This is a genomic window from Chloroflexota bacterium (assembly GCA_018829775.1).
Lineage (GTDB): Bacteria > Chloroflexota > Dehalococcoidia > Dehalococcoidales > RBG-16-60-22 > E44-bin89.
Window position 1 is genome coordinate 16,210 of record JAHJTL010000082.1, and the last position, 26,053, is coordinate 42,262.

Here is a 26,053-nt window from a genome sequence, read left to right on the forward strand (position 1 = left end):
GTAATCTGGATCTCTCGAGATAAGTTCCTATTTCCCCAGAAGCTGCTTGCACGCTGGCACCGCCCGGCCACCGTCATGAGCATAGCTATCGGCGCCGATGTAGTTGGCATAGTCCTGCGTGACCGGCGCCCCACCGACAATCACCTTCACGCTGGAACGCAGCCCCACCTCCTCCAGCGACTTGATGACCTTACCCATCACCGGCATGGTCGTCGTCAACAGGGCCGACATGCCCAGAATATCCGGCTTTTTCTCCTTCACCTCGTCAATGAATTTCTGGACCGACACGTTGAGCCCGAGGTCAAAGACCTCAAAGCCGTTCCCGCTGAGAAAGGTGGCGACCACGTTCTTGCCTATGTCGTGCATGTCGCCCTCAACGGTGCCGATGACCACCCTGCCGATGGTCAGAACGCCGGTCTTCTCCAGTGCCGGCTGGAGCACCTCAAGGGCAGCCTTCATCGCCCGCGCCGCCATGAGCATATCGGGTAAAAAGTACTCGCCGCTGGAGAATTTCTCACCCACCACCGCCATGCCGGCCTGTAATCCCTGCGCGACGATGTCCTGCGGGTTGGTGCCGGCATCGAACGCCGCCTGAGTCAACGCCACGGTTTTTTCACGGTCGCCCTGGTCAATCGCCTGGGCCAAAAGAGACAAATCAGCCATCTAACCGACTCCTTTCTTTCTTGATAAAGACAAATAAATGGTAAAACTATTAAATTCTAGGCAAACGCGGCATAATTGTCCAGTAATCCTGGTACCGCCCGATGCAGTCAGCTAACATATAATCTATTCTCTTTGATATACCGGTTGACCGGCTCGGGGACAAGGTGGCGCACCGAAAGGCCTCTGGCAACGCGTTCCCTGATGTCCGTGGCGTTGATATCAACCTGCGGCTGCTTCATGAGCATAACCCGCTGCGTTATGCCCGGGATTTCCGCCTCCAGCGCTTTCAAATCCGGCTTTTTCACGCCCGGCCTGGGTACCGCTACCAGGTAACAGAGCTCGATGAGGTTTGGCGCTTCATGCCACTGCGGGAGCTGCATCAGGTTATCCTGCCCCAGTATAAAGAACAATTCATCCTCGGCATTGAGTTGCTCTTTCAGCGCGGTAATGGTATCAATCGTATAAGTTGGTCCAGACCGTTCTATTTCGATTTCAGAGATGCTGAAATAGGGCGTGTCGTCCAGCGCCAGCCGCAGCATATGCAGTCGGTGTTCGGCCGCCGTGATGATACGCTCTGGCTTGAGCCATGGCTGGCCAGCCGGGATGAAAAGTACTTCGTTCAAGTTGAGCTGCGCTCTGACCACATCGGCGACGATAAGGTGACCGTTGTGCACCGGGTCAAATGTGCCCCCCAGAATACCTGTGTTCATTGCATTACCACTCCCACTCCAGAGCTCCGCAGCGTACCTTGTTACCGGGCTTAATACCCGCCTTCTCCAGTTCCCTGACAACACCGGCCCGGGAAAGCTGATGCTTGAGCTGGGCGCGTAACTCATCCTCAGAAACCCCCCGCACGGTCACAATACGTTCCAGTTCAGGGAACTGAATGACAAAGGTTTCACCTTCCCTCCTTACCCTTGGACCACGATCTCTGGGCTGAGGACGAAATACCTTCCTCGGTGCCTCCTTAAGAGCAAGTTGGCTCCTCTCTACCTGTTTCAGCTTCTCGGCCAAGGCCACCATAAGCTCGTTAACACCCTGTCCCGTCGCTGCCGACACGAAAAATACCTCGATTCCTCCCTGCTGAAATGATTCCTCTATCTCTCTTTGCCTGGCTGCTACCTGCGGCAAGTCAATTTTATTCACCGTAACAAGTTGCGGTTTTTGTGCCAGTGCCGAATCATAAAGGCTGAGTTCATTATTCACCCGTATCATATCATCCGCCGGCGATTCGTGGCTGCCATCAATGAGGTGGAGCAGCATCTTGGTGCGCAAACTGTGACGGAGAAATTCGTGGCCCAGGCCACGACCGAGGTGAGCGTCCTCAATCAATCCCGGTATTTCGGCCAGGACAAAATTCTGTATCCCGACCTCTGCTGCTCCCAGAATCGGTTCCAACGTGGTGAATGGATAGCTGGCGATTTTAGGCCTGGCGGCGGAAGCTTTTGCCAGTAAAGTCGACTTACCCGCGTTGGGATAGCCAATGATGCCGACATCGGCTATGAGCCTCAGTTCCAGTATAATTTCTCGTTCCTCACCGGGTTCTCCTCGCTGTGCGATACGCGGGGCCTGCTGGGTGGAGGAGGCGAAACGCGCATTGCCCCTGCCACCTCGCCCACCCCTGGCTCCAATCACCTGCTCACTGTCTACCTTCAGGTCGGCAATCAGCTCATCCTCAGGCAGGGCTGTTTTATTGGCAACCACTGTCCCCGGAGGCACTGCCAGTATCAGGTCGCTGCCATTCCTGCCGTGTTTTCTCTTGCCCCCGCCATGTCGGCCATCACTGGCACGATATAGCTTTCGGTACCGGTATTTTCTCAGATTGGTTACTGCTTTCTCTGCCCTGATAACCACGTTTCCTCCGTTTCCCCCGTCCCCTCCATCCGGACCACCGAAGGGTACAAACTTCTCTCGCCTGAAGCTGATTATACCATTGCCGCCATCACCGGCCTTAATCAGTATTTCTACTTTATCTATCATTCTAGCAAATTACCCATCTATTAAATCCGTATATTATATATAATTATATAAAGTATATAAGAATTTAATAGTAGTTATAATTATAAGCCTTTTTCCTTTTTATTTTTCAAATTAGGTTGAACTCGTGTTGTAAGTGGCAAGGTCGGATAGAATTATCAAAAATTATTCAAAAACAAATAAAAAAGAAGTATCGCTGCAAAAAGAACAATTAAATGCTGCCGATATGTTATCAATACAGGGAGGTTTTACTTTGAGTTTTCTTTTAGCGGGTGCTTGATAATTTTTTGTATTTCGGCAACCTTTTGCTTTAGTGCTCTGTTGCTGCTTAGTTCGGCAGCGAGCTTTTTACAGGAGTTGGTAACGGACGAGGGGTCTCTATCTCCCAGCAGGGCACCAACCTGGGCCAATGAACAGCTGGTGTTCTGGCGAAGGAGGTACATGGCAACACGTCGGACCAGGGAGGTCTCTTTATCTCTCTTGCTGCTCCTCAGGTCATCCGGTTTCAGGCCAAAGCTGCTGGCAACGGCGTTAATCACCAAGCTGTGCGTACTTATATCGACAGTCCTCTCTCTGCTGCCTATGTCTGCTATTGCTTGTTCTGCAAGTTCCAGAGAGGGCGGGGCATCAAGTAACTTAGCGAAAGCGGTCACGCGATTCAATGACCCCTCGAGCTCTCTGATGTTCTGCTGCCCCTGGCTGGCGATGAATTTAAGGACATCATCGGCGATATTTATACCCCTCTGCTTGGCTTTTGATTGTAAGATGGCTTGGCGTGTCTCCAAGCCCGGGGGCTGAATATCGACCACGAGCCCCCACTCGAAGCGAGACCGCAGCCTTTTATCCAGCAGTGGAATTGCCTTCGGCGGCTGGTCACTGGTGACCACAATCTGGCGGTTAGCATTGTGGAGGGCGTTAAACGTGTGGAAAAAGCTCTCCTCCGTCTGCTTCTTGCCGCCGATGAATTGGATATCATCGATTAAAAGCATTCCAGCATGGCGATATTTCAGGTGAAAATCGTCAACCTTTTTCTTGCGGATTGCACTGACGAATTCATTGGTAAACTGCTCGGCGCTGATGCAAATGACCTGGATATGCCTGGACTGTGCTATATGCGCAATGGCAAGTAAAAGATGAGTTTTGCCCAGCCCCACGACCCCGTAGATATAGAGCGGATTATAGATTTTACCCGGATTCAAGGCAACGCCCTGAGCCGCCGCATAGGCCAGCCGGTTACCATCGCCAACGATGAAGCTATCGAAGACGTATTTAGGATTGAACTGAGGAGTATCTGTTAGCGCCGGATTTAAAATGTCCGGGTCCTCTTTGTGCCCATTCGATGAATTCTTATATTTGCCATCGACCTGAAAAGAAACCCGGATTTCCGGGGAGGATGTGAGGTGAATGAGCGTCTTTTCAATCAGGGAACGCTGGTTCCGGTCCAGATATTCGGCGATAAAAGTGTTGGGTACGCTGACAACAAAGTGGTCATTGTGGTACTCTAAGCCTACCGTCTTTTCAAGCCATGTTCGGTAATTTGACCTGCTGACCTGAATCTGCAATTCGCCCAGGGCCGCGCCCCAAATTTCTCGTGCTGGTCTATTTTCCATTAATCAGTTCAGAATAGTAAAAGAATTTTTCAATATATATATCTGGCAAATCCCCTCGACCTGGATTCGACTCCTCCTTTTTAAAGCAAAAAAATACCCCTACCAAAAATGGATGTCAGAAATTTTACCGGGGTAGTTGCTGGCTGGAAGATTAATTAATAAATAAGAACAACGATTAATAGAATACTACCGTGCCCTTTTTCTGGCAAGGGTTTTGCTGGTAATCGCTGGGCATTTTCAAACCCCATCAAGCCTTACCAAGTGTATCAAACTCCGTTTCTTGCTCGATTTTGCAACCATAAGTACAAAATATAAAGTTGTTGTAAAAAATTAACAATGTTACAATTTTACACGATGAGACCAGAATTGCGCGTGCTTTTCATGGGTACCCCGGAATTCGCCATCCCCCCGCTTGAGAAGCTGGTTCACGAGCATTGCCGGGTGGTGGCGGTCTATACCCAGCCCGATAAACCTGGCGGCAGGGGACGCTCTCTGCTTATCTCACCGGTGAAGATGGCGGCGTTGAGTATGGATTTGCCGGTGGTTCAGCCGGCCAGTTTAAAAGAGAAGGCGGCCGTGGGACGGCTCGCTGGTTTCCAGCCGGATGTTATCATTGTAGCGGCCTTCGGGCAGATATTGCCCCAAACGGTTCTGAACATCCCCCGCTACGGCTGCCTGAATATTCATCCTTCACGGCTGCCCAGGTACAGAGGCGCATCGCCGGTGGCAGCAGCGATACTCGCCGGCGACGAGGTCACTGGTGTTACCATCATGCTGTTAGACAGCGGCCTGGATACCGGGCCTCTCCTTGCTCAGGAAAAGATGGCGATATCGTCGCCGGACACGACGGGCTCACTGTCAATCAAGCTCTCTCATATGGCGGCAGAGATGCTCCCCCGTGTGCTTAGTCGCTGGACGGCAGGTGAAATTACACCCCGGCCCCAGAACGAGGCCGAGGCCACCTATTCGCACGCCATTAAAAAGGAGGACGGCGAGATCGACTGGCAACTCCCGGCAGATGATATCTGGCGGCGCGTCCGTGCCTTTCAACCCTGGCCGGGAGCATATACCCGCTGGGCTGGCAGGCGACTTGAAATCATTGACGCCGTGGCTCTGTCGGGTCAAGGTGAGCATAAAGTGGGTGAGGTGGTGGCATTGAGGGAGGGAGCCGCCTTCGGCGTCAGCACGGGGAAAGGGATTCTGGGTGTCATTAAGGTGCAGCTACAGGGCAAACAGGCCATGTCCGCGGTTGATTTCCTGAGAGGGCAGCGGCGGTTAGTTGGCGCCGTGCTGCCGAGTTAGGCAAGGAGGAAAGATTGGTTTCGGAAAACGACCTGGATAAATTTGAGACACTGGTGGCGATAATCGCCCGGCTGCGCGGACCGGGAGGCTGTCCCTGGGATAAAGAGCAGACCCATGAGTCGCTGCGTGAAGCGTTGCTTGAGGAGTGCTATGAGGTTCTGGAAGCACTCGATGAAAAGAGCAGCCGGAGACTGTCCGAGGAACTGGGCGACCTGCTGATGCAGATAGTATTCCACGCGCAACTCGCTGCCGAATCAGGCGAATTCCAGCTGCGTGACGTGATACAAAATATCAACCGCAAGCTCATTCAGCGTCACCCCCACGTCTTCGGCTCGGTAAAGGTAAAGGATGCCGGCGAGGCACTGGTCAACTGGGAGGCACTGAAGAAAAAGGAGAAGGGAGAGAAAGCCTCACTGCTGGACAATGTGCCGAAAAAGCTGCCGGCGCTGGGCTACAGCCAGGAAATCCAGGACAGGGCGGCCAGAACCGGATTTGACTGGGAAAACATTGGAGGTATTATTGACAAGCTGGTCGAGGAAGTTGGCGAACTGAAAAGGGCGGACAGCCAGCAAGAAAAGGTGCACGAGTTCGGCGACCTGCTCTTTACGCTGGTTAACGTGGCGCGCTGGTTGGGTATGGACTCGGAGTCGGCACTGCGGGAGGCTAACCGCAGGTTTTATAAGCGTTTTTCCCATATGGAGGAGACCTGCCGCAAACGTGGGGTGAGCCTTGCCGACTTATCCTTTGACGAGCAAAACGAACTGTGGGAAGAGGCGAAAAAGAAGGTAGATTGATACTGAACGGCATAAATATCTGTTCTGTAGTTCGGAAATTCGTTATGTTATAATACTTTAAAACGATGTGGTTAGGAGAGCAGAGGGAGGCGAAGTTTAAAATGATTGGAGTATTTTCAAGGCCGAAAATTTCTCCTTTTATGATTAATAGGATAGAGAATCTGCGTCGTGCACTGGAGGAAGAGGAGGAGGATATTCGGGAGGGGTTAGAGGCTCTGGCGGACAAAAAAGGTACTATCACTTGGGAACAATACGAACGGCAGAGGATGGAGCGTGAATCCCGAGGCGAGTTACCAGATTGATCTACGCCGAGCCGCCCAGAAACAGTTAGACAAGCTTACTGGCCGAGATTACCACGTTGTTGCTGAAGCTATCTCTGCTTTAGCGAAACAGCCAAGACCACAAAATGTAGAAAAACTCGCAGAAAGCGGCCTATTGCGTATCAGAATTAGAGCTTTCCGGATAGTCTATTCAATCGATGATAAGGAACGTCTGGTTACAGTAGTTAAGGTAGCCAGGCGTTCAGAAGATACTTACAGAAGACTGTGAAAATGGTCGGGGCGAGAGGATTTGAACCTCCGACCTCAGCGTCCCGAACGCTGCGCGCTAACCGGACTGCGCTACGCCCCGACAGCACTAATTATAGACGGAATTACCTGTTCTATCAAGGAAAGCAGATGAAATACGTTATTTTAATCATGGATGGGGCCTCCGGATATCCCATCCCCGAGCGTGCGGGAAAGACATCTCTGGAGCTGGCACACACACCCAACCTGGATGCGCTGGCGAAAGAAGGCACCGTCGGGCTGGCCCGCACCGTGCCGCCCGGCATGGAGGCGAGCAGCGCCTGCGCTTGCATGTCGGTGCTGGGCTATGACCCGAAAGTGTATTATAAGGGCCGCGCCGGCATTGAAGCGAGGAGCATGGGTATTCCCATCAGCGATGGGGAGGTGGTGTTCCGCTGCAACCTGGTGGCAGTTCGGGACGGGAAGATGTGGAGCTACAGCTCGGGCTACATCAGCACCGAGGAAGCCCATGCCATGATTGATGCCCTGAATGCAACCCTTGCCAGCGATGAGGTGCAGTTCTACCCCGGCGTCAGCTACCGGCATATCTGCAAAATCAAGGGGCACGAGGAGACACTCCAGGCCGAGTGCACGTCGCCGCACGATATTCCCGGGAAGGCAATTGCCGAACACCTGCCCCGTGGCCAGGGAAGCGAAGTGCTGCGCGACCTGATGGCACGCTCGGAGGCGGTTCTCAAAAAACACCCGGTGAACCGGGAACGGATAGCGCGCGGTGTCATACCGGCCACCATGATATGGCTGTTCTGGGGGAGCAGTCGCTTGCCGGATATGCCGTCTTTTGAAGGCAGGTACGGCCTCGGAGCAGCCATGACCTCGGGGGTTGATTTGCTCGACGGGTTGGCGCAGCTTGCCGGGATGGAGGTACTGGATATCCCCGGCGTAACCGACAACATAGATAACGATTATGCGGCGCAGGCCAACGGAGCCATTGAGGCACTGTCGGAATATGACCTGGTGGTAGTTCACATTGAAGCGCCGGACGAGGCGGCGCATGACCGCGCCATCGACGCCAAAATCGAGGCCATTCAGAAAATCGATGCCGAGGTGGTCAGCCGACTGCGCGCATATCCGGGCGATATCCGCCTTCTCATTATGCCTGACCACCCCACCCCGATACTCGTGCAGACCCATACCGATGACCCCGTGCCCTTTCTCATCTGGGGAGCGGGGGTAAAGCCAAACGGCGCCGGCAGGTTTACCGAGGACGAAGCGAAAAGAACTGGCCTTTTCCTCGAGAAAGGGTATACAATTATGAATAAACTTGTGGCGAAGGCTGGCGGATAATGGCATTAATCGTGCAGAAATACGGCGGGACATCGGTGGCCGATGCCGAGCGCATCAAGAACGTGGCCAAGCGGATTGCCCGCACCAGGGACCAGGGCAACCAGGTGGTGGTGGTCGTCTCGGCAATGGGGGATACCACAGATGAACTTATCCAGCTGGCCTATCAGATTTCGGAGGGACCGGACAACCGCGAGCTTGATGTCCTGCTTTCTACCGGTGAAGTTGTCACCAGCACCCTGCTGGCCATGGCGCTGCACAGCATGGGCTATCAGGCTATCAGCCTCAACGGTGCTCAGGCTGGAATTCGCACCGATTCAGCTTATAGTCGGGCGCGCATCCTTCAGATAGAGCCCAAGCGGGTGGTCAAAGAGCTGGATAAAGGGAATATCGTCATCGTGGCCGGCTTTCAGGGCATTACCGATGACATGGATGTCACTACACTGGGGCGGGGTGGCTCGGATACCACGGCCGTCGCACTGGCGGCCAGCCTGGGGGCGGAAGTGTGTCAGATATACACCGATGTTGAAGGGGTATACAGTGCTGACCCGCACCTGGTTTCCGAAGCACATCATCTTGACGAAATACACTATGAGGAGATGCTGGAGCTGGCGACTTACGGAGCGAAGGTGGTACACCCACGGGCGGTGGAGCTAGGGGAGTTGTTCAATATTCCCATCCTGGTGGCCTCCAGCTTTACGGAGAATCCGGGGACTCTAATACATGGAGGGGTATCAATGGAAGTTCGGGACAAGGTAAGAAGTATTGTATATGACCTCAATGTAGGTAAGATAACGGTCGTCGGTGTACCGGATCGCCCCGGGATTGCCGCTACTATCTTCAGCCCCCTTGCCAAAGCGGGAATCAGCGTGGATACCATTGTGCAGAACGCCAGCATTCAGGGTATCACTGACCTGACCTTTACCGTGGTCAAGGGCGACCTTGCCCGGGCGATGGAGGTGGTCAGGCCAATCGCATCACAGATCAATGCCAGAGAGTGCGCCAGCGATGATAAACTGGGTGCGGTGAGCATCATCGGCACCGGGATGCAGAATACTCCCGGCTTTGCCGCCCGTATGTTCAGCACCCTCAGCGAGAACAATATCAATATCCATTTGATTACGACCTCGGAAGTGCGGATAACGTGTATCATTAACGCTGAAGAGGTCCAGGAAGCGGTGCGTGCCCTGCATCGGGCGTTTGAGATCGAAGAAGAATAGGCGGCTGCCCCGCCGCGTTAAACCGCCACTACTTCTTTAACTTCCGGTATCTGCTCTTTCAGGATTTTCTCAATCCCCATCTTGAGCGTCATGGTGGACATCGGGCAGCCAGCACAGGCACCAGTCAGTCTGACCTTCACGGTGCCATCATTAACTTCGACCAGTTCCACATCGCCGCCGTCTCTTTGTAGGGCGGGGCGAATCTTGTCCATTACCTCCGTGACTTTGTCCTGCATCACAAACTCCTATAGGAAAAAATAGCTCTATCTTTTATTTTATATACTGCGAAAGTTATAGTCAAACCAGCACAAAATCCCCTTTTAGTCAATCTTGGTTGGTGGCTATTAAAGGTATATAATACCCTTAATATGATAAAATAAGGCAAAAATTGTAGAGGTATATTATGGAAAATACTTTTTATCATGGGGATTGCCTATTTGTTTTGAATCATGATATAACCCCAGAATCAATAGACCTCATTTATCTAGACCCGCCATTCTTTACTGGTAAGGTTCAGAAAGGGATATGGCGTCCTGAGGCTATGGAAGTATCCTATGAAGATTCCAAGCGTTTTTGGTCTGAAAAAGCCGACATAATGAGAGAGAAAGCCCCACAGTGGTTACGATACATAGCTATTAAGCGTCCCGATTTTGCCTCATACTTGTATTACATGCTAGAGAGATTGAAGGCTTGTAAGACCGTACTGAAAAGGACTGGCAGTATATATCTACATTGCGATTATAGGGCATCCCATTATCTCAAAATGATAATGGACGAAATATTTGGGGTTAACAATTTCAGGAATGAGATTATTTGGTGCTATAAACTTGGTGGTAGACCTAAAAAGGGATGGGCGCGTAAACACGATAACATTTTATATTATACAAAAAGTGATTCATTTATATTCAATGCTGACCCTGTGAGAATCCCCTATGAAAGTAGCGGTGGTTATATATCTAGTGGTAGAAAAATCGTTAAAGGTAAAGAATACAAAGTAAATCCTTTGGGTAAAGTGCCAGAAGATTGGTGGTTTATTTCTGCATTGAATCGTGAGGAAAAGGAACGTCTTGGCTATCCCACTCAGAAACCAGAGGAATTACTGGAGAGGATAATAAAAGCTTCTAGTAATGAGGATAACTTAGTGTTAGACCCTTTTTGTGGTTGTGGCACAACTGTCATAGTAGCGTCAAAGTGGAATCGTAAATTTATAGGAATTGATATTGATACTTCTGAGAGGAGACTAGGAGAGTTGCCTACAGCTTTTACTGTTATCAGGAATCGGGGACATGAATTATTTGCACGGTCAAAATATATAACTAGAGACTCAGGGGAGATTTTAGAGATGAACCCTCGTCATTTTGAGGATTGGGTTAATGAATATTATAAAGCTATGAAACCTCATCCTGATAAAGGTGTAGATGGTATTACACGTGACGGCATACCCATACAGGTCAAATCTTTTGTAATCAAATATGATGTTCTTAGTAAATTCATTACTGACGCAAAATATCACCCTAACGTGCCTCAGCCTATCAAAATGGTTCTCGTAGTATCCCAAATTGGCTTTGATGATGGGGCTAGAAAACGGAAATTTGAGATTGAAACGGCTGAAGGGATAGAAGTGCAATTGGTTGCTCCTGAAGATATGTTAAGGATGGAGACCATATAATGAGCCAACAACCAAGATTGAGTAGAACCAATCCCCTTGTTTCGTTGACCTGTTTAATGTAGAATATAATGCTTGCAATCGGGCTTATTTTTTCAGGGGGGATGATGACGTACCAGGAAGAGAGACTGGCGAGCCTGAAACGGCAGCGCACCAAGCAGGCAATAGACCTGGCAATGCAGGGTCGCTGGCAGGAGGCAATTGCCGCCAACAAGGCAATTCTGGAGGACTTCCCTAACGATGTGGATGCCCACAATCGCTTGGGCCGTGCTTATATGGAACTGGGAGAATATCGGCAGGCCAAAGAAGCTTATGGCCGAACCGCCGAGCTTGACCCTTTCAACACCATTGCCAAGAAGAACCTGCAACGCTTGAACTATCTCGGTGAGGCTAAAGTCACCGCCGAAAGCACGGCACGTAAGGTTGAGCCGCATCGGTTCATTGAGGAAATCGGCAAGGCTGGCGTGATAAACCTCTATCATCTGGCGCCAACGCAGGTACGCGCCCGCCTCGTCGCCGGCGATGAGGTATTTCTCAAGATAATTGGTATCCGTTTGGTAGTTGAGGATGACCTCGGGCAGTACGTGGGGCATGTTGACCCGAAGAACGGGCAGCGCCTGATTAAACTGATGGATGGCGGCAACAAGTATTCGGCGGCGGTGGTGAGCTCCACTGAAGAAGCGATGACCGTTATTATCCGTGAGGTCTATCAGGACCCGAGCCAGATAGGGAAACTGTCTTTTCCATCAAAAGGAGTGGGGGAAACCAAGCCTTACGTTGACGAAAAGGTCTTCAAGCTTGAGTCTGAAATTGAGGAAATAATGCCGGAGGAATCTGGCTACACCATTATTGGCGGCGATGAAATAGAAGTATTGCCGGAGGAGTCTACTGACATCAGTGACGAGTCCGTCAGCGAAGAAGAATAGGGGGTCATAGCCCATGACAATTGGCACGGTGAAGCCGGTATCAATAGAACGGGAGATGCAGAGCTCATATCTCGATTACGCCATGAGTGTGATAGTGTCCCGCGCTCTACCGGACGTGCGTGACGGATTGAAACCGGTGCACCGGCGCATTCTTTACGCCATGAATGACATGGGCCTCACCTTTGACCGTGCGCACCGCAAGAGCGCCCGTATCGTTGGAGAGGTACTGGGTAAATATCATCCTCACGGCGATACTTCGGTCTATGATGCTATGGTGCGCATGGCGCAGGAATTCTCCATGCGCTATCCGCTGGTGGACGGGCAGGGCAATTTCGGCAGCGTGGACAATGACCCTCCAGCCGCCATGCGGTATACCGAAGCGAGGCTGGGCCGTATCGCCGGTGAGATGCTGGTTGATATTGAGAAAGATACTGTCGACTTCATGCCCAATTTTGATGACAGCCTCAATGAGCCGAAAGTGCTACCCACCCGCATTCCGAACCTTCTCCTCAATGGGAGCTCAGGGATTGCCGTCGGCATGGCGACCAATATCCCGCCCCACAACCTGAATGAGGTCTGCGATGCCGTCTCATATCTCATCGATAATCCCAACGCGACCATTGAAGAGCTGACCCAGTTCGTCAAGGGGCCGGACTTTCCCACCGCGGGCATTATCAGGGGCGTTGACGGGATTAAAAGCGCGTACGCCACCGGACACGGTAAAATTGTGGTTCAGGCCAGAGCCCGCATTGAAGATATCGCCCGGACCGGGCGCAGTCAAATCGTGGTCACCGAACTCCCTTACCAGACGAACAAGGCTCACCTGATGGAGACGATTGCGGAGCTGGTCAAGGACAAGAAGGTCACCGGCATAAGTGACCTGCGTGACGAATCTGACCGCAACGGCATGCGCATCGTCATTGAGCTGCGGAGAGAGGCCTTCCCGGAGCAGGTGCTCAACAACCTGTACAAACATACTGCCATGCAGTCCGCTTTTTTCGCCAATATGGTGGCGCTCGTAGACGGGCAACCGAGAGTTATAAGCCTGAAACAGGCGCTCCAGAGCTTCATTGATTTCCGTCATCAGGTCATCACCCGTCGTTCCAAATTCGAACTGAAAGAAGCCAGAGCCAGGGCACACATTCTGGAAGGGCTGAAAATCGCCCTCGACCAGATTGACGCGATAATCAGCACCATACGCAAATCGGAGACGGCAGAGGCGGCGCGCCTGGCTCTGATGAACAACTTCGGCCTGACCCAGATACAGGCGCAGGCCATTCTCGATATGCAGTTACGCCGTCTGGCCAGTCTGGAGCGGAAAAAGATACTCGATGAATACCTCGGGGTACTGAAAACGATTTCCTATCTGGAAGACCTTCTCGCCAATCCGCGCCGCATGCTCCTCCTAATCGAGGGGGAGGTGGATGACCTGAAGACAAAGTACGGTGACGAGCGGCGGACCGAAATCGTTGCCGATGGCGAGGTGCAGTTCCGTGAAGAAGACCTCATCCCGCACCAGAGGATGGTGGTGACCCTGAGCAGCCGTGGCTATGTTAAACGAGTCCCCGCCCACCTTTACACCCCGCAGCACCGCGGTGGCAAGGGGATAATTGGTGCGGTGAACAGGGAGGGCGACCCGGTGCGAATACTCACCGTGGCCGATACGCACGATGTCATTTTCTTCTTCACCAACCGGGGTAAGGTCTACAGCCTGAAGTGCCATGAAATGCCGGTGGACAGCTCCCGTATCGCGCGGGGTACGGCCGTGGTCAACCTCTTCCCCGTTGTCGAGGGAGAAATGGTGACGGCAATAGTGGCGGTGACTGATTTTACACCAAAGACATACCTGCTTCTGGCCACGGTTAAAGGAGAAATAAAGAAGACGTCGGTGGACAAATTCGCTGTGGTGCGCAGTAGCGGGCTCATTGCCATGGACCTGGCCGAGGGCGACGAGCTGGTGGGCGCCTGTCTGGCCACGGATAAAGACGACGTTATACAGGTTACGCGGAAAGGCCAGTCAATCAAGTTTACCGTGGCCAGCCTGCGGGCGAGTTCCCGGGTAAGTGGAGGCGTGCGCGCCATTCGTCTTGCCGCTCACGACCGTGTTGTCAGCCTGGACCGTGTTGACGCGGAAGCGTACCTGCTGGTCGTAACCAGCGGAGGCTTCGGCAAGCTGACGCCGCTCAAGCAGTATCCACGACAGCGCCGGGCCGGCAGCGGGGTCAGGACTTTTAAAGTTGCCGAGAAGACCGGTGAAATCGCGGCGGCCAAAGTGGTTACCTTCCAGGAACAGGTGATGATTATATCGGCCAATGGTATTGTCACCCGCATCCCGGTAAAGGAAAAAGACCCCCGGCAGGGCATTACCCTGCAGGGCAGGAGTACGCAGGGAGTAAAGCTGATGAAGCTGGAGGCCGGGGGCGAGGTGGTGGCGGTGGCCGCCTTTGATGGGGGAAAGGAAGGGAGCCGGGATAGGACGGACAATAAAGAGAAAAAGCCAGCCGCGAAAAAGGGAAAGAAGGAGGGCAGGAAATGAGTATGCCCAGCCTTTCGATGGCCGGCAAGGTGGCTATTGTTACCGGGAGTTCTCGCGGGATAGGCAAGGGAATTGCCCTCATGTTTGCCGAGGCAGGCGCCGATGTGGTGGTCTGCAGTCGAAATCTGGATGGGAAACTGGAGCTGGCGGCGGAGGAAGTAAGGAAACTGGGGCGACGTTCGCTGGCGGTCACCGCCGATGTCGCTAATAGCGTCGATATAGATAATCTGGTAAAGCAAACGATGGCTGAGTTCGGTGCTATTGACGTTCTGGTCAATAACGCCGGAACCGGTATCAGGACACCGGTGCTTGAACACAGCGAAGAGGACTGGGATAAGGTCCTTGACACCAATCTGAAGAGCTGTTTTCTTCTGTCAAGGGCGGTGGGGAAAATAATGATGGAGCAAAAGCGGGGCAACATCATCAATATCGCCTCGATGCGGGGCATCGTGGCGGCCTCAGGCCGGGTCAGTTACACCGTTTCCAAAGCGGGCATTATCATGCTCACCCGGGTGCTGGCGCTGGAATTTGCTCCCTATATACGGGTAAATGCTATCGCCCCAGGCTGGATCATGACTGAACTTACCAAGGTTCAGTGGCAAGACCCCAAAATCCGCAAGGAGATCGACGCTACCATACCGATAGAGCGCTGGGCAACGGTGGAAGAGATGGCCAGCGTGGCTCTTTTCCTGGCCTCGGACGCTTCCAGTTATGTCACCGGTCATACCCTTGTGGCGGATGGCGGCATCTCTACGACCTAGCTTCTGGCCTTGAGCTTCTGCCGGCAGCCGGGATGCCGGCGTTGCAGTCCACAGGAATAGCAGTCGTTATAGCGGCAGTCAGGCGTTTCTTTGCCCTCCATGGCAAAGCGGTACTCCTTCTTCAGAAAAGCAGTCGATATTCCCAGGTCGATGTGCGCCCAGGGCAGCAACTCGTCGAAAGTGCGTTGACGGTGTGCGTAAAAGGCGGGGTCAAGTCCGCTCTCGTCGAAAGCACGGCGCCAGTTCTCGTAATTGAAATGCTCGTTCCAGGCATCAAATTTGGCGCCCATTTTCCAGGCACGGTGGATTGCCGCGCCCAGGCGCCGGTCGCCGCGTGATATAACTGCTTCCAGAAGGCTGGCCTTCGGGTCCTGCCAGGAAAGCTTTGCTCCCAGCCGGCGCAGCCCCTGCCTTAAAATTTCATGCTTGGCATTTAACTGCTTCTCATCTTCCTGACCCACCCACTGGAAAGGGGTGTGCGGCTTGGGGATAAAAGTGGCGGCACTGACCCTCAGGCTCGGCACCTTTCCACTCACCTGCTTTCCCAGGGAGCGGATTTTCTCTACCAGCCTGACAATCTCGGCGACATCTTCGGCTGTCTCCGTGGGCAGGCCGAGCATGAAGTACAGTTTTAAGCCCGTCCAACCCCGCTCAAAGGCGATGGCCGCCGTTTCCAGGAGTTCTTCTTCCGGAGTATTTTTGTTGATGACTCGACGCAGTCGCTCGCTGCCAGCCTCCGGGGCAAAGGTCAGTCCCGTCCTGCTGCGTTCCGGGAGCGTGCCCATCAACCGGACGGAAAATTGACTGATGCGCAGGCTGGGCAGCGATAGGGCAAGGTTCGGGTATTCAGCTACCAGACCGGTGACCAGCTCATCAATGCCGCCATAGTCGCCGGTGCTCAGCGAGACCAGGGATATTTTATCGTAGCCGCAGCGGCCGATGATTTCGCCCGCTGCCTTGAGTACCTCTTCCCTTGGGCGCTCCCGTACCGGACGGTAGATAATGCCTGCCTGGCAGAAGCGGCAGCCACGACTGCACCCCCGCTGTATCTCTATGGCGCCGCGGTCGTGCACGACCTCAATATAGGGAACAACCTGATTGGTTATCGGTGGCGGCAGCTTGTCCACGATGCGCCGCTGGATGCGTGATTTTGCTTCCGGCACGGTCGGCGTGAAGCTGGTCAAGAGTCCGTCAGCCTGATATTCTACCTGATACAGGCCGGGAACATATATGCCCGGAATGGGTGCCGCCTGCCGCAGGAAATCGCTCTTTCCGGAACCGCCCGCCTTTTTCCACTGGCGGTAAACCTCCAGAAGCTCGAGGGCGACCTCTTCCCCGTCGCCGATGACAAAGAGGTCGATGAAGTCGGCCATTGGCTCGGGGTTCAGCACAGTGCTGCCACCGGCGATGATAAATGGATAGTTCTCGCCTCTCTCCGCGACGAGAACCGGGATATGCGCCAGGTCAAGCATATTCAGCACGTTGGTGTAGGTGAGCTCATAGCCGAGGGAGAATCCGATGATATTAAAGTCTTTTAGCGGACGTTTGGACTCAAGGCTGAAGAGAGGCATGTCTCTTTCCCGCATCACTGCTTCCATATCCACCCACGGCGCAAAGACACGCTCGGCAAGCGTGTCCGGCTGGCGGTTGAAAAAGTCATAGAGAATGGGCAGGGCGATATTGGACATGCCGATTTCATAGGTATCGGGGTAGCTGAGGGCGATTTTTATCGGCGTGCTGTCCCAGTCCTTGGCGATGCTGTTCCACTCGCCGCCGGTGTAGCGCCCTGGCCTGGTTACTTTGGGCAGAATATCATTTAGATTGGTCAAGTTGTTCCTCTGTGCTAACGGGATATCTGACTTTATCTTAAAAGGGGGATAAAATCAATAAAGAGAGGTGAAGCCTCTCTTTTTAGCCTTGTTTAGCCTTCTTCCAGAGTGAGTTGGCAGATTGTTTTCTACCTCACCCCCTGAATCCCCCTCTCCTTTGAAGGAGAGGGGGAGGTGGGTAAAAGGGGCGAAGCCCCTCTATAACTCCTTTCACACCTCGCGGAATTCGCCTTCCACGGTGCCTTCACCTTCCCCGCCGCCGCCTTCTCCGCCACCTTCCTGTTCGGGAGGTGCCTCACCTTCCGGGGGTGGTGGGGGCTGCTGCTGGTACACCGCAGCGCCGACTTTTTGCATTACGTCGTTTAACTCCTGGCTGGCCGTCCGGATGGCTTCAACATCTGAGCCCTGCAGCGCCGAGCGCACAGCAGCGACCTTGGCTTCCACCTCCTGGTTCAGTTCGGCGGGTATCTTGTCCTTGTTGTCGCGGAGGGTCTTCTCGGCGGTAAAGGCGAGGGTATCGGCCATATTACGGGCTTCCACTTCCTCGCGTCGTTTGCTGTCTTCGGCGGCATGCGTTTCCGCATCTTTCTGCATTTTGTCTATCTCTTCCTTGCTCAGACCGCTTGAGGCGGTGATGGTTATCTTCTGCTCGCGGCCGGTGCCCTTGTCCACCGCTTTGACATTGAGGATGCCGTTGGCATCTATGTCGAAGGTGACCTCAATCTGGGGTATACCGCGCGGCGCGGGCAGGATGCCATCAAGGATAAAGCGACCCAGGGTGCGGTTGTCGGCGGCCATGGGCCGTTCCCCCTGCAGGACGTGGATTTCCACGCTCGGCTGGTTGTCGGCAGCGGTGCTGAAAATCTGGCTCTTGGAGGTGGGTATGGTGGTATTGCGCGGGATTAGGGGTGTGGCCACAGCACCCAGTGTCTCGATGCCCAGGGTAAGCGGGGTAACATCGAGCAGCAGGACTTCCTTTACTTCACCCTTGAGCACACCGGCCTGAATGGCGGCGCCGACGGCAACCACCTCATCCGGATTCACGCCCTTGTGCGGCTCCTTGTTGAAAAACTGCTTGACCTTGTCCTGCACCAGCGGCATCCGGGTCTGTCCGCCGACGAGGATAACCTCATTGATTTGACCAGCGGTCTTGCCGGCGTCTTCCAGCGCCTGCTTGCAGGGACCCAGGGTCTTCTCCACCAGGTCTATAATCAGCTGCTCCAGCTTCGCCCGTGTGAGCGTGTAGTTCAGATGTTTCGGGCCACTGGCGTCAGCGGTAATGAAGGGCAGATTAATTTCCGTCTGCTGGACGGTGGAGAGTTCAGTCTTCGCCCTCTCCGCGGCTTCCTTCAGGCGCTGCAATGCCATCTTGTCCTGCCTGAGGTCGATTCCCTGGTCGCGCTTGAACTCGTCGCCGAGCCAGTCTATGATTCTCTGGTCAAAGTCATCGCCACCGAGGTGCGTATCACCGGCGGTTGATTTGACATGGAAAGTGCCCTCGCCAATCTCAAGGATGGAGATGTCAAAGGTGCCACCGCCCAGGTCATAGACGGCAATAGTCTCCTCTCTCTTTTTATCAAGGCCGTAGGCGAGGGACGCTGCGGTGGGCTCATTGATAATGCGCAGCACGTTGAGGCCGGCGATGGTGCCGGCATCTTTGGTTGCCTGTCGCTGTGCATCATTAAAGTAGGCGGGCACGGTTACCACGGCATCGGTTACTTGCTCCCCGAGGTAGGCCTCGGCATCCGTCTTCAATTTCTGCATAATCATGGCCGAGATCTCTTCAGGCCGGTACTCCTTGTCTCCCATCACCACCGTGGCTTCATTGTTCTTCCCTTTAGTCACTTTGTAGGTCTTGCGCTTGGCGTCCTCTTCCACCGGGAGTTCACGCCCGACAGGCTCTCCCCATTTGCGGCCCATAAACCGCTTGATGCTGTAAATGGTATTTTCAGGATTGACGATTGCCTGGCGCCTGGCTATCTGCCCGACCAATCGTTCTCCGTTCTTGCTTACTGCCACTACCGATGGTATCAGGTTGCTGCCCTCGGCCGATGGTATGACCACCGGCTCGCCACCCTGCATCACCGCCACTTCGCTCATCGTTGTTCCCAGGTCAATTCCAACAGCTCTTCCCATTTACTCTTCCTCCTTCTCTGTGTCTTCTCCATTGCCCACCACTACCATGGTCGGGCGAATAACTTTGTCATGTAACTGGTAACCTTTTAGTATTTCCTCGATAATGATGCCTTCCTTGCCTTTATCCTGTCTTACCGCTTCATGAAGGTTGGGGTCGAATGGTTTCCCCAGCGCTTCAATCTGGGTAAGCCCCTGCGCTTCCAGGGTGGCTTTGAATTTACGATAGATAAGGTTAACACCATCCACCCAGGCGATGCTGGCCAATTTTGCCGGCACATGCTCGAGCGCTCTCTCCAGGTCATCAAGGACAGGTAAAATTTCTAGCATGAGACTGGCATTGGCAAAACGGGTGTATTCCACCCTATCCTGCTCGCTGCGCCGCTTGAAGTTAGCGAAGTCGGCCTGAGTCCGCTGCCAGCCGGCCAGGTTGGCTTCTGCCTTTTCCTGTTCCTCAACCAGTGCCTGCCCCAGGCTTTCCACATCCTCATTTTCAGCGACCTCTGATACCGCGTCCATGTCCTGCTTTTCTTCTGATTCCGATGACATCATAATCTATCTTACGTTATCTTATGAAATTTGCCTATGACTTAAGTCACGAATTCATTCGCGTGCTTCAGTAGAGTCCAGACATCAACTCGCTGAGTATCTTGGACAGATAGTCAACCGTGGGGATGGTATGTGAGTAGGGCATACGGGTAGGGCCAAGAACGCCAATCGTGCCTACGGCTTCGTTGGAGATGCCGTACTTGCTTATCACGATACTGTAGTCGTGTAAGGTTTCATCCTCATTTTCGCTACCGATGATGACCCTCGTCTTCTGGTTTTCCAACTCCCTCGGAATGATGGTCTTGGTGAGGCGCCGCTTCTCCACCAGCTCCATGAGATTGCGTATTCTATCGCTGTGTGTAAACTCGGGCTGGCTGAGCATGAAATGAAAGCCATCGAGATACGGCTCTTCATACTCCTGCTCATCCTCGTCCTGCATCATACGGCTCAGGATTTCTTTAATCTGTTCTTCGGCAGGGGAAAGGTCGATTTCTCTCTCCGCGACCTGCGCTCTGTTCCGGTCGGAAAAAGCAGCGCTGAGCTTATTGGACATGACGGTCAGGCTTGGCTGCGGAATTGCCTCGTCGAACGTGATTAATTGCTCTTTAACTTTGGCACCGTGAAGGACAAGAACCACAAGAGCCAGCGTGTCCTGCAGGGACAGCAGTTCCATATGCTTGAACCGACAACCTGTCGGCTTGGGGGTGGTCACGACTGCCATATTCTGTGCCTGCTGCGCCAGCAGCGTCGCTGCCAGGCTCAACCACTTCTCCAGGTCTCGCTCAACCTGGTGAAAAAGGTGGCTGATCAACCGTTGCTCCGATTCAGAAAGCAAGATATCTTTGAGAGATTCTACATGGAAACGGTAGCCCTTATCCGAAGGCACGCTGCCGGCGGAGTGATGGGCGCGGATAATGTACCCTTCGTGTTCCAGCCGTGCCATCTCATTGCGGATGGTGGCTGGACTAACCCCAAGCGCCGATTCCCGGGCAAGGCTCTGGGAAGGGATCGGCACCGCCTGGTCAATATACTTTGATATAATCAGGTTCAGTATGGTTTCCGCTCGCGGAGATAGCATTTTAAACTCCAATTAGCACTCTAAGCCCGAGAGTGCTAATCAGTTATAATTTAGCATCTTGCCCCCCATATTGTCAAGCGTTATTTCCTTGACCATTATGCCTGCCTGTGATATATTTGGCAGGATGGATATTAACTGGTTGGGCCATTCGTGTTTTCGTATCAGGGGCAAACAGGCAGCCATAATCACCGATCCATTTCCACCGGATATAGGCTACACACTGGGTAAACCGACCGCTGACATTGTCACCGTGAGCCATCAGCATCACTCCCATGCTTATGATACGGGTATAGGTGGCGACCCAAAGGTAATTACCGGCCCCGGCGAATATGAAATTAAAGGCGTCCTGATAATCGGCATTGCGACCTTTCACGACGCCGATGGAGGCAAAATAAAAGGCAAAAATACCGTCTATCTCATAGAGGTCGACGGTATTACGGTTTGTCATCTTGGAGACCTGGGTCATGTGCTCACAACAGAGCAGGTGGAAGAAGTTGATGATGTGGATGTGCTCCTCCTTCCCGTAGGCGGAGGGTCCACGATTAACGCATCCACAGCCGCCGAGGTAATCCGTCAGATTGAGCCCAAAGTGGTGATACCGATGCACTACAAAACGCCCGTCATTAAGCGGGAACTGGCACCCGTGGACAGCTTTATGAAAGAGATGGGAATAGAGCGGCCGGCCTCCCAGCCAAAGCTTTCCTTAAATCCTTCAAGCCTCCCCATGAGCACACAAGTGTTTCTGCTTGATTACTGAAATAAGTCGTAGCTCTGGTGGGAAAAGTAAAACCCTGACTACTCTGGTATTTTATCCGAAATATCCTTGAGCTTCTCTAAGGCTTCTTTAGTGCTGACTTTCCCGTCTTGTAATTCTTTGCAGACATCTTGAATCTGTTTTAGACTATCGATAATTTGCTTTTCTTTTTCCGCCTCTTGCCTCGTCCGTTTTTCCGCTTCCTCGGCCTGCTTTCTGGCTGATTCCTCAGCCTCTCGGGCTTTCCCGGTTTCTTCGACTTCCTGTTTGGCCTGTTCCCTGGCTTCGCGTTCCTCCTCCAGTTTGGTCAGCCTTTCGATTTCTTTTGCTCTCTTGGCTAATTCGGCTTCAAGTCTTGCTTTTTCCCTTACCTCTTCTGCTTCTCGTTTAGCCTTTTCCCTGGTTTCGCGTTCCGCTTCTGGTTTAGCCCTTTTCTCTTCCTCTTCGGCCTGCTTTCTGGCCAATCTCTCAGCTTCCTGGGCTTTCTTGGCTTCTTCTGCTTCACGCTTGGCCTGTTCTCTGGCGGCTATTTCGGCATCCTTTTTAGCTCTTTTCTCCGCCTCCTCCGCTTCCTTTACCGCCTTTTTCTGTTCCTCTTCAATTCGCTTGGCTTCTTCAGCTTCTCGTTTAGCCTTTTCCCTTTCCTCGCGTTCAATTTCTCTCCTGGCTGCCTTTTCCGCTTCTTCGGGCTGCTTTCTGGCCAGTCTCTCAGCTTCTTGTGCTTTCTTGGCCTCTTCAGTCTCTTGCTTGGCCTTTTCCCTGGCTTGGCGTTCGGCTACTGCTTTAGCCCTTTTCTCTTCCTCTTCGGCCTGCTTTCTGGCCAATCTCTCAACTTCTTGTGCTTTCTTGGCTTCTTCAGCTTCTCGTTTAGCCTTTTCCCTTTCCTCGCGTTCAATTTCTCTCCTGGCTGCCTTTTCCGCTTCTTCGGCCTGCCTCCTGGCAAGTACTTGCGCCCGTTGCTGTCTGGCACGACCGCCCTTCAATATTGGATACTGACAGTACTGACAGTAATCACCGCTACCGGTCGTCTCTTGGCCACAGTTGGGACACCTTGCCATTTATGACCTCATACCTTCAAATTTATAATATATTCTATCCTATATTATGCGTATAGGCAAAGGGTAACACAGGGCATCGTTTAATATCCGTCTGTAGGGATAACTAGCTGCGTCTAAGACCTAGCGCAAGCACCACAATGGTAACAATGAGCAGAATGATAGCGAGAAGGAGTGCGCCAATAAGGTAGACCACCCAGTCAGGGGTGTGCTGGACCGGTGCCGACGACGGTGGTACGGGTGGCGACGGTTGTGGTGGAGCCGGGGGCACCGGTGGCGTTGCTGGTGATGGGGCAGGTATGGGAATCATTGCCGTTGGCGGCGCCGATGGTTGCACCAAAGATGGTGGTGGCAGCTCGGTGGTGAATATGCCAACCGCACTCCAGGCACTTTTGGTATCAGCGCTAATGGCCCTGACCTTCCAGTAGTAAGTGGTACCGAGATTGAGATCAAGGTTGCCCTGCCAGGCAGTAGCGGGCAGGGAAAAATCACCGGTTCGGCTAATAACCAGGTTGGAAAACTGAATATCGCTTGATACGAGTAATTCGTAGGTTACTGCTTCAGGCACTGCGCTCCATTGAAACAACGGCTTGACGGGGACACCCATTTCCCCCGATTCAGGGCTCTCCAGCCGGATGTTCGTTGTATCCGTATCCAGGCAGGTGGTGAACAACCATTTAGACGACCAATGGCTCAATACCGGCTCTTTTACGCGTACACGCCAGTAATATGTCGTTGCTGGCTCAAGGGTTGGTAACCTTGTTGTGCTTGCTTTGGTTGTACCTTCAAAGTCGGTGGGGACGGAAGAAAAGTCGGTATCAAAGTCAAGCTGCCACTCATATGTGGTTGCACCGCCCTCCGCGTCCCAGTCTAAGTGAACGTTACTGACGGTGTGGTTAATCAGAGTGCCAATGCCATCTCCGTTATCGGCAGGTGAGAGTGACGTGACAGGCGAGGTAAGACTATCGTAAAAGGTAAGTAATCGGGCCTGATTAGTATCGATTGCCCACAAGTGAAAACCATGGTACCACAGGCCGGACAACTTTACACCATCGCTGAGCCCTCGGGTAATTGTCTCAAAAGTGGGGCCGAGTGAGTAGGTAGGATTAAGGCAGCGTTCCATACCGCCGTCAGCCTTTGTGTTGCTGGCATATAGCACTCCACTGGGAGTAGCGATTACCTGGTTGAGTGTCCCGCCGCTGGGCAGCGTGCTATCGATGCTCTCCCACTCATCACTGGAACCTATCTTAAAGCGGTAAACTCCTTTACCGGCGGTGGTACTGGCAGCATAGACAATATGATTGCTGCTGAAATCTGGATCAAAAGCCACGGATACTGATCCGCTGAGCGGCGGCGACGTAGCATCAGGTGGCAACGGTTCGAATTTTTCCCCATTATTGTTAGAAAGATAGACCCAGCCATTACTGTTGCCAATGAGTATCGTTGCATCGTGGTCAAAGTCGGGTGATAGCATAATGGAGTTTATCGTCTGGCTGCCCGCAATGGTTCCGCTTTGGTAGGTATAGCCGCCATTTGTCGTGCGGTAGACATAAGCATTACTGCCGACGTAACTGCCAATGAACAGAGTGTCATCATCAACCACGGTCCAGGCGTGAACTGGCAACGAGATGCCGGAATCAGGGTCAATGGCGAGGTGCTTTGCATACCGCTGCCCGTTATCAACTGATTTCCACAGTACCGACTGACCGTTGCTATTTCCGGCCAGGAACAGAACCTGGCTGTCATTTCCGTATTTTGGGGAAGGCTCAATCAGGTCGATGGTATCAACACCATCCAGACTGCTGGACAACAGCCTTTCCCATTTCTGCCCGTCGTCAGTACTTCGCCAAAAGCAGTAATTACCCCCGAAAGTCAGCAGAAAAAGCGTGTTATCTTGATTATAATCAGGTGAAGGCGCGAAATCTGTGATGTCGGAAATATAGTTATCAATCAAACCAACCTGATTCCAAATAATTCCTCCATCGTCGCTCAACGAGAAGGCGCTGTCACTGCCGCTGGTCGCCGCATATGCTTTGTAATCACTATTAGAGTCGGTGTTCATGAGTACATAGGTATTGGAACCGCCGGTAGGCTCTTTTCGGCTTTTAGTCCAGTTGCGCCCATCGTCCTCGCTGTAATAGGTCTGAGCACTATTGGCGGCTCCAGCCAGCAGGTATATAGCATTATCAGCGCTGGCCGCTGCCAGGCCGGTAATATCGATGTTGCTAATACTATAAGCAGAGCCCACATTGAGGTCGGTGGCGCTGGAACTTCCCGGCGACTCCCCGGTGACAATTTTGTAGGCATCGCCGGCACCGGTGCCGGTATCAATAGCGACGAATAAAGTAGCATCTGGAGATGTGCCCTCATATTCTGTGGGGAAAGCAATAGCAGCAGAGTTGTTAGCGGCCACGGAAGCAGGTGTTCCCGAGTTGTCTTTGTCGAGCTTGGCATTGCCGAAGGTAGCACCCCAGCCAGCATCACCGATTTTAAACCGCACCAGGGTATCAGTCTCATCGGTAACCACGGCCACTAGCTGCCAGTCGGTTGCGTAGCTTGGCGAGAAAGCCAAGGCGTAAACGTCATAGCTGCCGATATTGCTATCGACCCAGCTGGTTATCACCGGTTCCTCATCCAGGATGTAAACGCCTCCGAATTCAGAGCTGTCCGTGTCTCTGGTGGCGACGGCGATAATGTTGCTGCTGGGATGGGTGACAGCGATATCAGTAATCTCTATATTATTGCTTCCCGCCCCGCCCGGATTGGCGGCAAGCTGGACAAATTTCTTACCACCATCGGTGGAGCGGCGGACGTTGGCTGTCGTAGCGTAGTAAATGGTGTTTTCGTCCTGCGGGGAGATGGCAATGTCCACAATGCTGTCCTGGACATCACCGATATATGACCAGCGGTAACCACCATCTGTGGACCGATAAAGAGTATAGGAAAGCCCTGGTACGTAAGCATAGAGGGTGCCATTGGCTGACATCGTCAGGTGCTGAACGTCAGAACCATTGGCCAGCAGCCAGTTGCCGGCGTTTCCTTCAGCCGGAGTGTTCACCCGGCTCCATTTGACTTCATCGGCAGAGACAGAGGTGCTTGGTGCCAGGCTAAATATCGGCATGGATGCAAGCAAGGCAAGTGATAAAAGCAACTTTAACTTTGCCATGTGGCGAATTCTACTCTTGGGTGGAAGCAAAGTCAATAGCTTTGGGCAAAAAGAGAGCCCCCCATTCGGGGGGCTCTCGGAGTTACGGAGTGTTACCGATACCGTACCTTAGACCGCTCGTCTGGTCCTCATGATGAGGACGATGAGCGCGATTACCAGTACCGCA

Annotated in this window: 22 protein-coding genes and 1 tRNA gene; 11 read left to right on the forward strand and 12 right to left on the reverse strand. The window is 53.0% G+C overall.

What is annotated here, in order from left to right; genetic code table 11:
• Window positions 1-27: 27 nt before the first annotated feature.
• From KKD83_08165 to dnaA, 4 genes are all read right to left on the reverse strand, one after another.
• Window positions 28-663, reverse strand: coding sequence for a corrinoid protein (locus KKD83_08165; protein MBU2536119.1), 636 nt, complete (start codon window positions 661-663; stop codon window positions 28-30).
• A gap of 107 nt (window positions 664-770) precedes the next feature.
• Window positions 771-1,373 carry a nicotinate-nucleotide adenylyltransferase gene (nadD, locus tag KKD83_08170; GenBank protein MBU2536120.1) on the reverse strand — a complete coding sequence of 201 codons (603 nt, stop codon included), beginning with the start codon at window positions 1,371-1,373 and terminating at the stop codon, window positions 771-773.
• Window positions 1,374-1,377: 4 nt separating this feature from the next.
• The gene (gene obgE / locus KKD83_08175) at window positions 1,378-2,643 is read right to left on the reverse strand and encodes a GTPase ObgE (GenBank protein ID MBU2536121.1); all 1,266 of its coding nucleotides are present in this window, start codon (window positions 2,641-2,643) and stop codon (window positions 1,378-1,380) included.
• 245 nt (window positions 2,644-2,888) lie between these two features.
• Window positions 2,889-4,250, reverse strand: coding sequence for a chromosomal replication initiator protein DnaA (gene dnaA / locus KKD83_08180; GenBank protein MBU2536122.1), 1,362 nt, complete (start codon window positions 4,248-4,250; stop codon window positions 2,889-2,891).
• Window positions 4,251-4,604: 354 nt separating this feature from the next.
• On the opposite strand from dnaA, the gene fmt reads away from it, so the two are divergent.
• From fmt to KKD83_08200, 4 genes are all read left to right on the forward strand, one after another.
• On the forward strand, window positions 4,605-5,552 hold the full coding sequence (gene fmt / locus KKD83_08185) for a methionyl-tRNA formyltransferase (protein ID MBU2536123.1): 948 nt from the start codon (window positions 4,605-4,607) through the stop codon (window positions 5,550-5,552).
• Between the two features lie 32 nt (window positions 5,553-5,584).
• A complete protein-coding gene (gene mazG, locus KKD83_08190; protein MBU2536124.1) occupies window positions 5,585-6,346 on the forward strand; it encodes a nucleoside triphosphate pyrophosphohydrolase in 762 nt (253 codons plus the stop codon).
• A 101-nt stretch (window positions 6,347-6,447) separates the two neighbouring features.
• The gene (locus tag KKD83_08195) at window positions 6,448-6,648 is read left to right on the forward strand and encodes a hypothetical protein (GenBank protein MBU2536125.1); all 201 of its coding nucleotides are present in this window, start codon (window positions 6,448-6,450) and stop codon (window positions 6,646-6,648) included.
• Entirely contained in the window at window positions 6,620-6,895 is a 276-nt protein-coding gene (locus KKD83_08200) for a type II toxin-antitoxin system RelE/ParE family toxin (GenBank protein ID MBU2536126.1), read from the forward strand. The genes KKD83_08195 and KKD83_08200 overlap by 29 nt, the downstream gene beginning before the upstream one ends.
• 3 nt (window positions 6,896-6,898) lie before the next feature.
• Here KKD83_08200 and KKD83_08205 read toward each other — a convergent pair.
• A tRNA-Pro gene (locus KKD83_08205) sits at window positions 6,899-6,976 on the reverse strand.
• 47 nt (window positions 6,977-7,023) lie between these two features.
• On the opposite strand from KKD83_08205, the gene KKD83_08210 reads away from it, so the two are divergent.
• Window positions 7,024-8,217, forward strand: coding sequence for a cofactor-independent phosphoglycerate mutase (locus tag KKD83_08210; GenBank protein MBU2536127.1), 1,194 nt, complete (start codon window positions 7,024-7,026; stop codon window positions 8,215-8,217).
• Complete coding sequence (locus KKD83_08215; GenBank protein ID MBU2536128.1) at window positions 8,217-9,434, forward strand: aspartate kinase; 1,218 nt, start codon at window positions 8,217-8,219, stop codon at window positions 9,432-9,434. The genes KKD83_08210 and KKD83_08215 overlap by 1 nt, the downstream gene beginning before the upstream one ends.
• Window positions 9,435-9,451: 17 nt before the next feature.
• On the opposite strand, the gene KKD83_08220 is transcribed toward KKD83_08215, so the two are convergent.
• Window positions 9,452-9,670 (reverse strand): NifU family protein, encoded by a 219-nt coding sequence (locus KKD83_08220; GenBank protein MBU2536129.1) that lies wholly within the window; start codon window positions 9,668-9,670, stop codon window positions 9,452-9,454.
• Window positions 9,671-9,837: 167 nt separating this feature from the next.
• On the opposite strand from KKD83_08220, the gene KKD83_08225 reads away from it, so the two are divergent.
• The 4 genes from KKD83_08225 to KKD83_08240 all read left to right on the forward strand — a co-directional run bounded on the left by KKD83_08225 (window position 9,838) and on the right by KKD83_08240 (window position 15,323).
• The gene (locus tag KKD83_08225; protein ID MBU2536130.1) at window positions 9,838-11,103 is read left to right on the forward strand and encodes a hypothetical protein; all 1,266 of its coding nucleotides are present in this window, start codon (window positions 9,838-9,840) and stop codon (window positions 11,101-11,103) included.
• A 104-nt stretch (window positions 11,104-11,207) separates the two neighbouring features.
• A complete protein-coding gene (locus KKD83_08230; protein ID MBU2536131.1) occupies window positions 11,208-12,026 on the forward strand; it encodes a tetratricopeptide repeat protein in 819 nt (272 codons plus the stop codon).
• Window positions 12,027-12,039: 13 nt separating this feature from the next.
• A complete protein-coding gene (gyrA, locus tag KKD83_08235) occupies window positions 12,040-14,562 on the forward strand; it encodes a DNA gyrase subunit A (protein MBU2536132.1) in 2,523 nt (840 codons plus the stop codon).
• A complete protein-coding gene (locus KKD83_08240) occupies window positions 14,559-15,323 on the forward strand; it encodes a 3-oxoacyl-ACP reductase FabG (GenBank protein MBU2536133.1) in 765 nt (254 codons plus the stop codon). Before gyrA ends, KKD83_08240 begins: the two co-directional genes overlap by 4 nt.
• On the opposite strand, the gene KKD83_08245 is transcribed toward KKD83_08240, so the two are convergent.
• From KKD83_08245 to hrcA, 4 genes are all read right to left on the reverse strand, one after another.
• Window positions 15,320-17,152, reverse strand: coding sequence for a TIGR03960 family B12-binding radical SAM protein (locus tag KKD83_08245; GenBank protein MBU2536134.1), 1,833 nt, complete (start codon window positions 17,150-17,152; stop codon window positions 15,320-15,322). The two genes, KKD83_08240 and KKD83_08245, sit on opposite strands and share 4 nt — an antisense overlap.
• A 210-nt stretch (window positions 17,153-17,362) precedes the next feature.
• Window positions 17,363-19,288, reverse strand: coding sequence for a molecular chaperone DnaK (gene dnaK / locus KKD83_08250; GenBank protein MBU2536135.1), 1,926 nt, complete (start codon window positions 19,286-19,288; stop codon window positions 17,363-17,365).
• Window positions 19,289-19,837 (reverse strand): nucleotide exchange factor GrpE, encoded by a 549-nt coding sequence (locus KKD83_08255; protein ID MBU2536136.1) that lies wholly within the window; start codon window positions 19,835-19,837, stop codon window positions 19,289-19,291.
• 64 nt (window positions 19,838-19,901) lie between these two features.
• Entirely contained in the window at window positions 19,902-20,912 is a 1,011-nt protein-coding gene (gene hrcA / locus KKD83_08260) for a heat-inducible transcriptional repressor HrcA (protein MBU2536137.1), read from the reverse strand.
• A 124-nt stretch (window positions 20,913-21,036) separates the two neighbouring features.
• On the opposite strand from hrcA, the gene KKD83_08265 reads away from it, so the two are divergent.
• Window positions 21,037-21,669 carry an MBL fold metallo-hydrolase gene (locus KKD83_08265; protein ID MBU2536138.1) on the forward strand — a complete coding sequence of 211 codons (633 nt, stop codon included), beginning with the start codon at window positions 21,037-21,039 and terminating at the stop codon, window positions 21,667-21,669.
• A gap of 38 nt (window positions 21,670-21,707) precedes the next feature.
• On the opposite strand, the gene KKD83_08270 is transcribed toward KKD83_08265, so the two are convergent.
• A complete protein-coding gene (locus KKD83_08270; GenBank protein MBU2536139.1) occupies window positions 21,708-22,724 on the reverse strand; it encodes a hypothetical protein in 1,017 nt (338 codons plus the stop codon).
• Between the two features lie 103 nt (window positions 22,725-22,827).
• Window positions 22,828-25,887: a hypothetical protein gene (locus KKD83_08275; protein ID MBU2536140.1), complete on the reverse strand. Its 3,060-nt coding sequence runs from the start codon at window positions 25,885-25,887 to the stop codon at window positions 22,828-22,830.
• Window positions 25,888-26,053 lie beyond the last annotated feature (166 nt).

Excerpts from the sequence above, each read along its gene's own strand:
- KKD83_08165 (MBU2536119.1), bottom strand. The coding sequence starts at position 663 with ATGGCTGATTTGTCTCTTTTGGCCCAGGCGATTGACCAGGGCGACCGT.
- nadD (MBU2536120.1), bottom strand. The coding sequence starts at position 1,373 with ATGAACACAGGTATTCTGGGGGGCACATTTGACCCGGTGCACAACGGT.
- obgE (MBU2536121.1), bottom strand. The coding sequence starts at position 2,643 with ATGATAGATAAAGTAGAAATACTGATTAAGGCCGGTGATGGCGGCAAT.
- dnaA (MBU2536122.1), bottom strand. The coding sequence starts at position 4,250 with ATGGAAAATAGACCAGCACGAGAAATTTGGGGCGCGGCCCTGGGCGAA.
- fmt (MBU2536123.1), top strand. The coding sequence starts at position 4,605 with ATGAGACCAGAATTGCGCGTGCTTTTCATGGGTACCCCGGAATTCGCC.
- KKD83_08195 (MBU2536125.1), top strand. The coding sequence starts at position 6,448 with ATGATTGGAGTATTTTCAAGGCCGAAAATTTCTCCTTTTATGATTAAT.
- KKD83_08210 (MBU2536127.1), top strand. The coding sequence starts at position 7,024 with ATGAAATACGTTATTTTAATCATGGATGGGGCCTCCGGATATCCCATC.
- KKD83_08215 (MBU2536128.1), top strand. The coding sequence starts at position 8,217 with ATGGCATTAATCGTGCAGAAATACGGCGGGACATCGGTGGCCGATGCC.
- KKD83_08220 (MBU2536129.1), bottom strand. The coding sequence starts at position 9,670 with ATGCAGGACAAAGTCACGGAGGTAATGGACAAGATTCGCCCCGCCCTA.
- KKD83_08225 (MBU2536130.1), top strand. The coding sequence starts at position 9,838 with ATGGAAAATACTTTTTATCATGGGGATTGCCTATTTGTTTTGAATCAT.
- KKD83_08230 (MBU2536131.1), top strand. The coding sequence starts at position 11,208 with ATGACGTACCAGGAAGAGAGACTGGCGAGCCTGAAACGGCAGCGCACC.
- gyrA (MBU2536132.1), top strand. The coding sequence starts at position 12,040 with ATGACAATTGGCACGGTGAAGCCGGTATCAATAGAACGGGAGATGCAG.
- KKD83_08240 (MBU2536133.1), top strand. The coding sequence starts at position 14,559 with ATGAGTATGCCCAGCCTTTCGATGGCCGGCAAGGTGGCTATTGTTACC.
- dnaK (MBU2536135.1), bottom strand. The coding sequence starts at position 19,288 with ATGGGAAGAGCTGTTGGAATTGACCTGGGAACAACGATGAGCGAAGTG.
- KKD83_08255 (MBU2536136.1), bottom strand. The coding sequence starts at position 19,837 with ATGATGTCATCGGAATCAGAAGAAAAGCAGGACATGGACGCGGTATCA.
- hrcA (MBU2536137.1), bottom strand. The coding sequence starts at position 20,912 with ATGCTATCTCCGCGAGCGGAAACCATACTGAACCTGATTATATCAAAG.
- KKD83_08265 (MBU2536138.1), top strand. The coding sequence starts at position 21,037 with ATGGATATTAACTGGTTGGGCCATTCGTGTTTTCGTATCAGGGGCAAA.
- KKD83_08270 (MBU2536139.1), bottom strand. The coding sequence starts at position 22,724 with ATGGCAAGGTGTCCCAACTGTGGCCAAGAGACGACCGGTAGCGGTGAT.
- KKD83_08275 (MBU2536140.1), bottom strand. The coding sequence starts at position 25,887 with ATGGCAAAGTTAAAGTTGCTTTTATCACTTGCCTTGCTTGCATCCATG.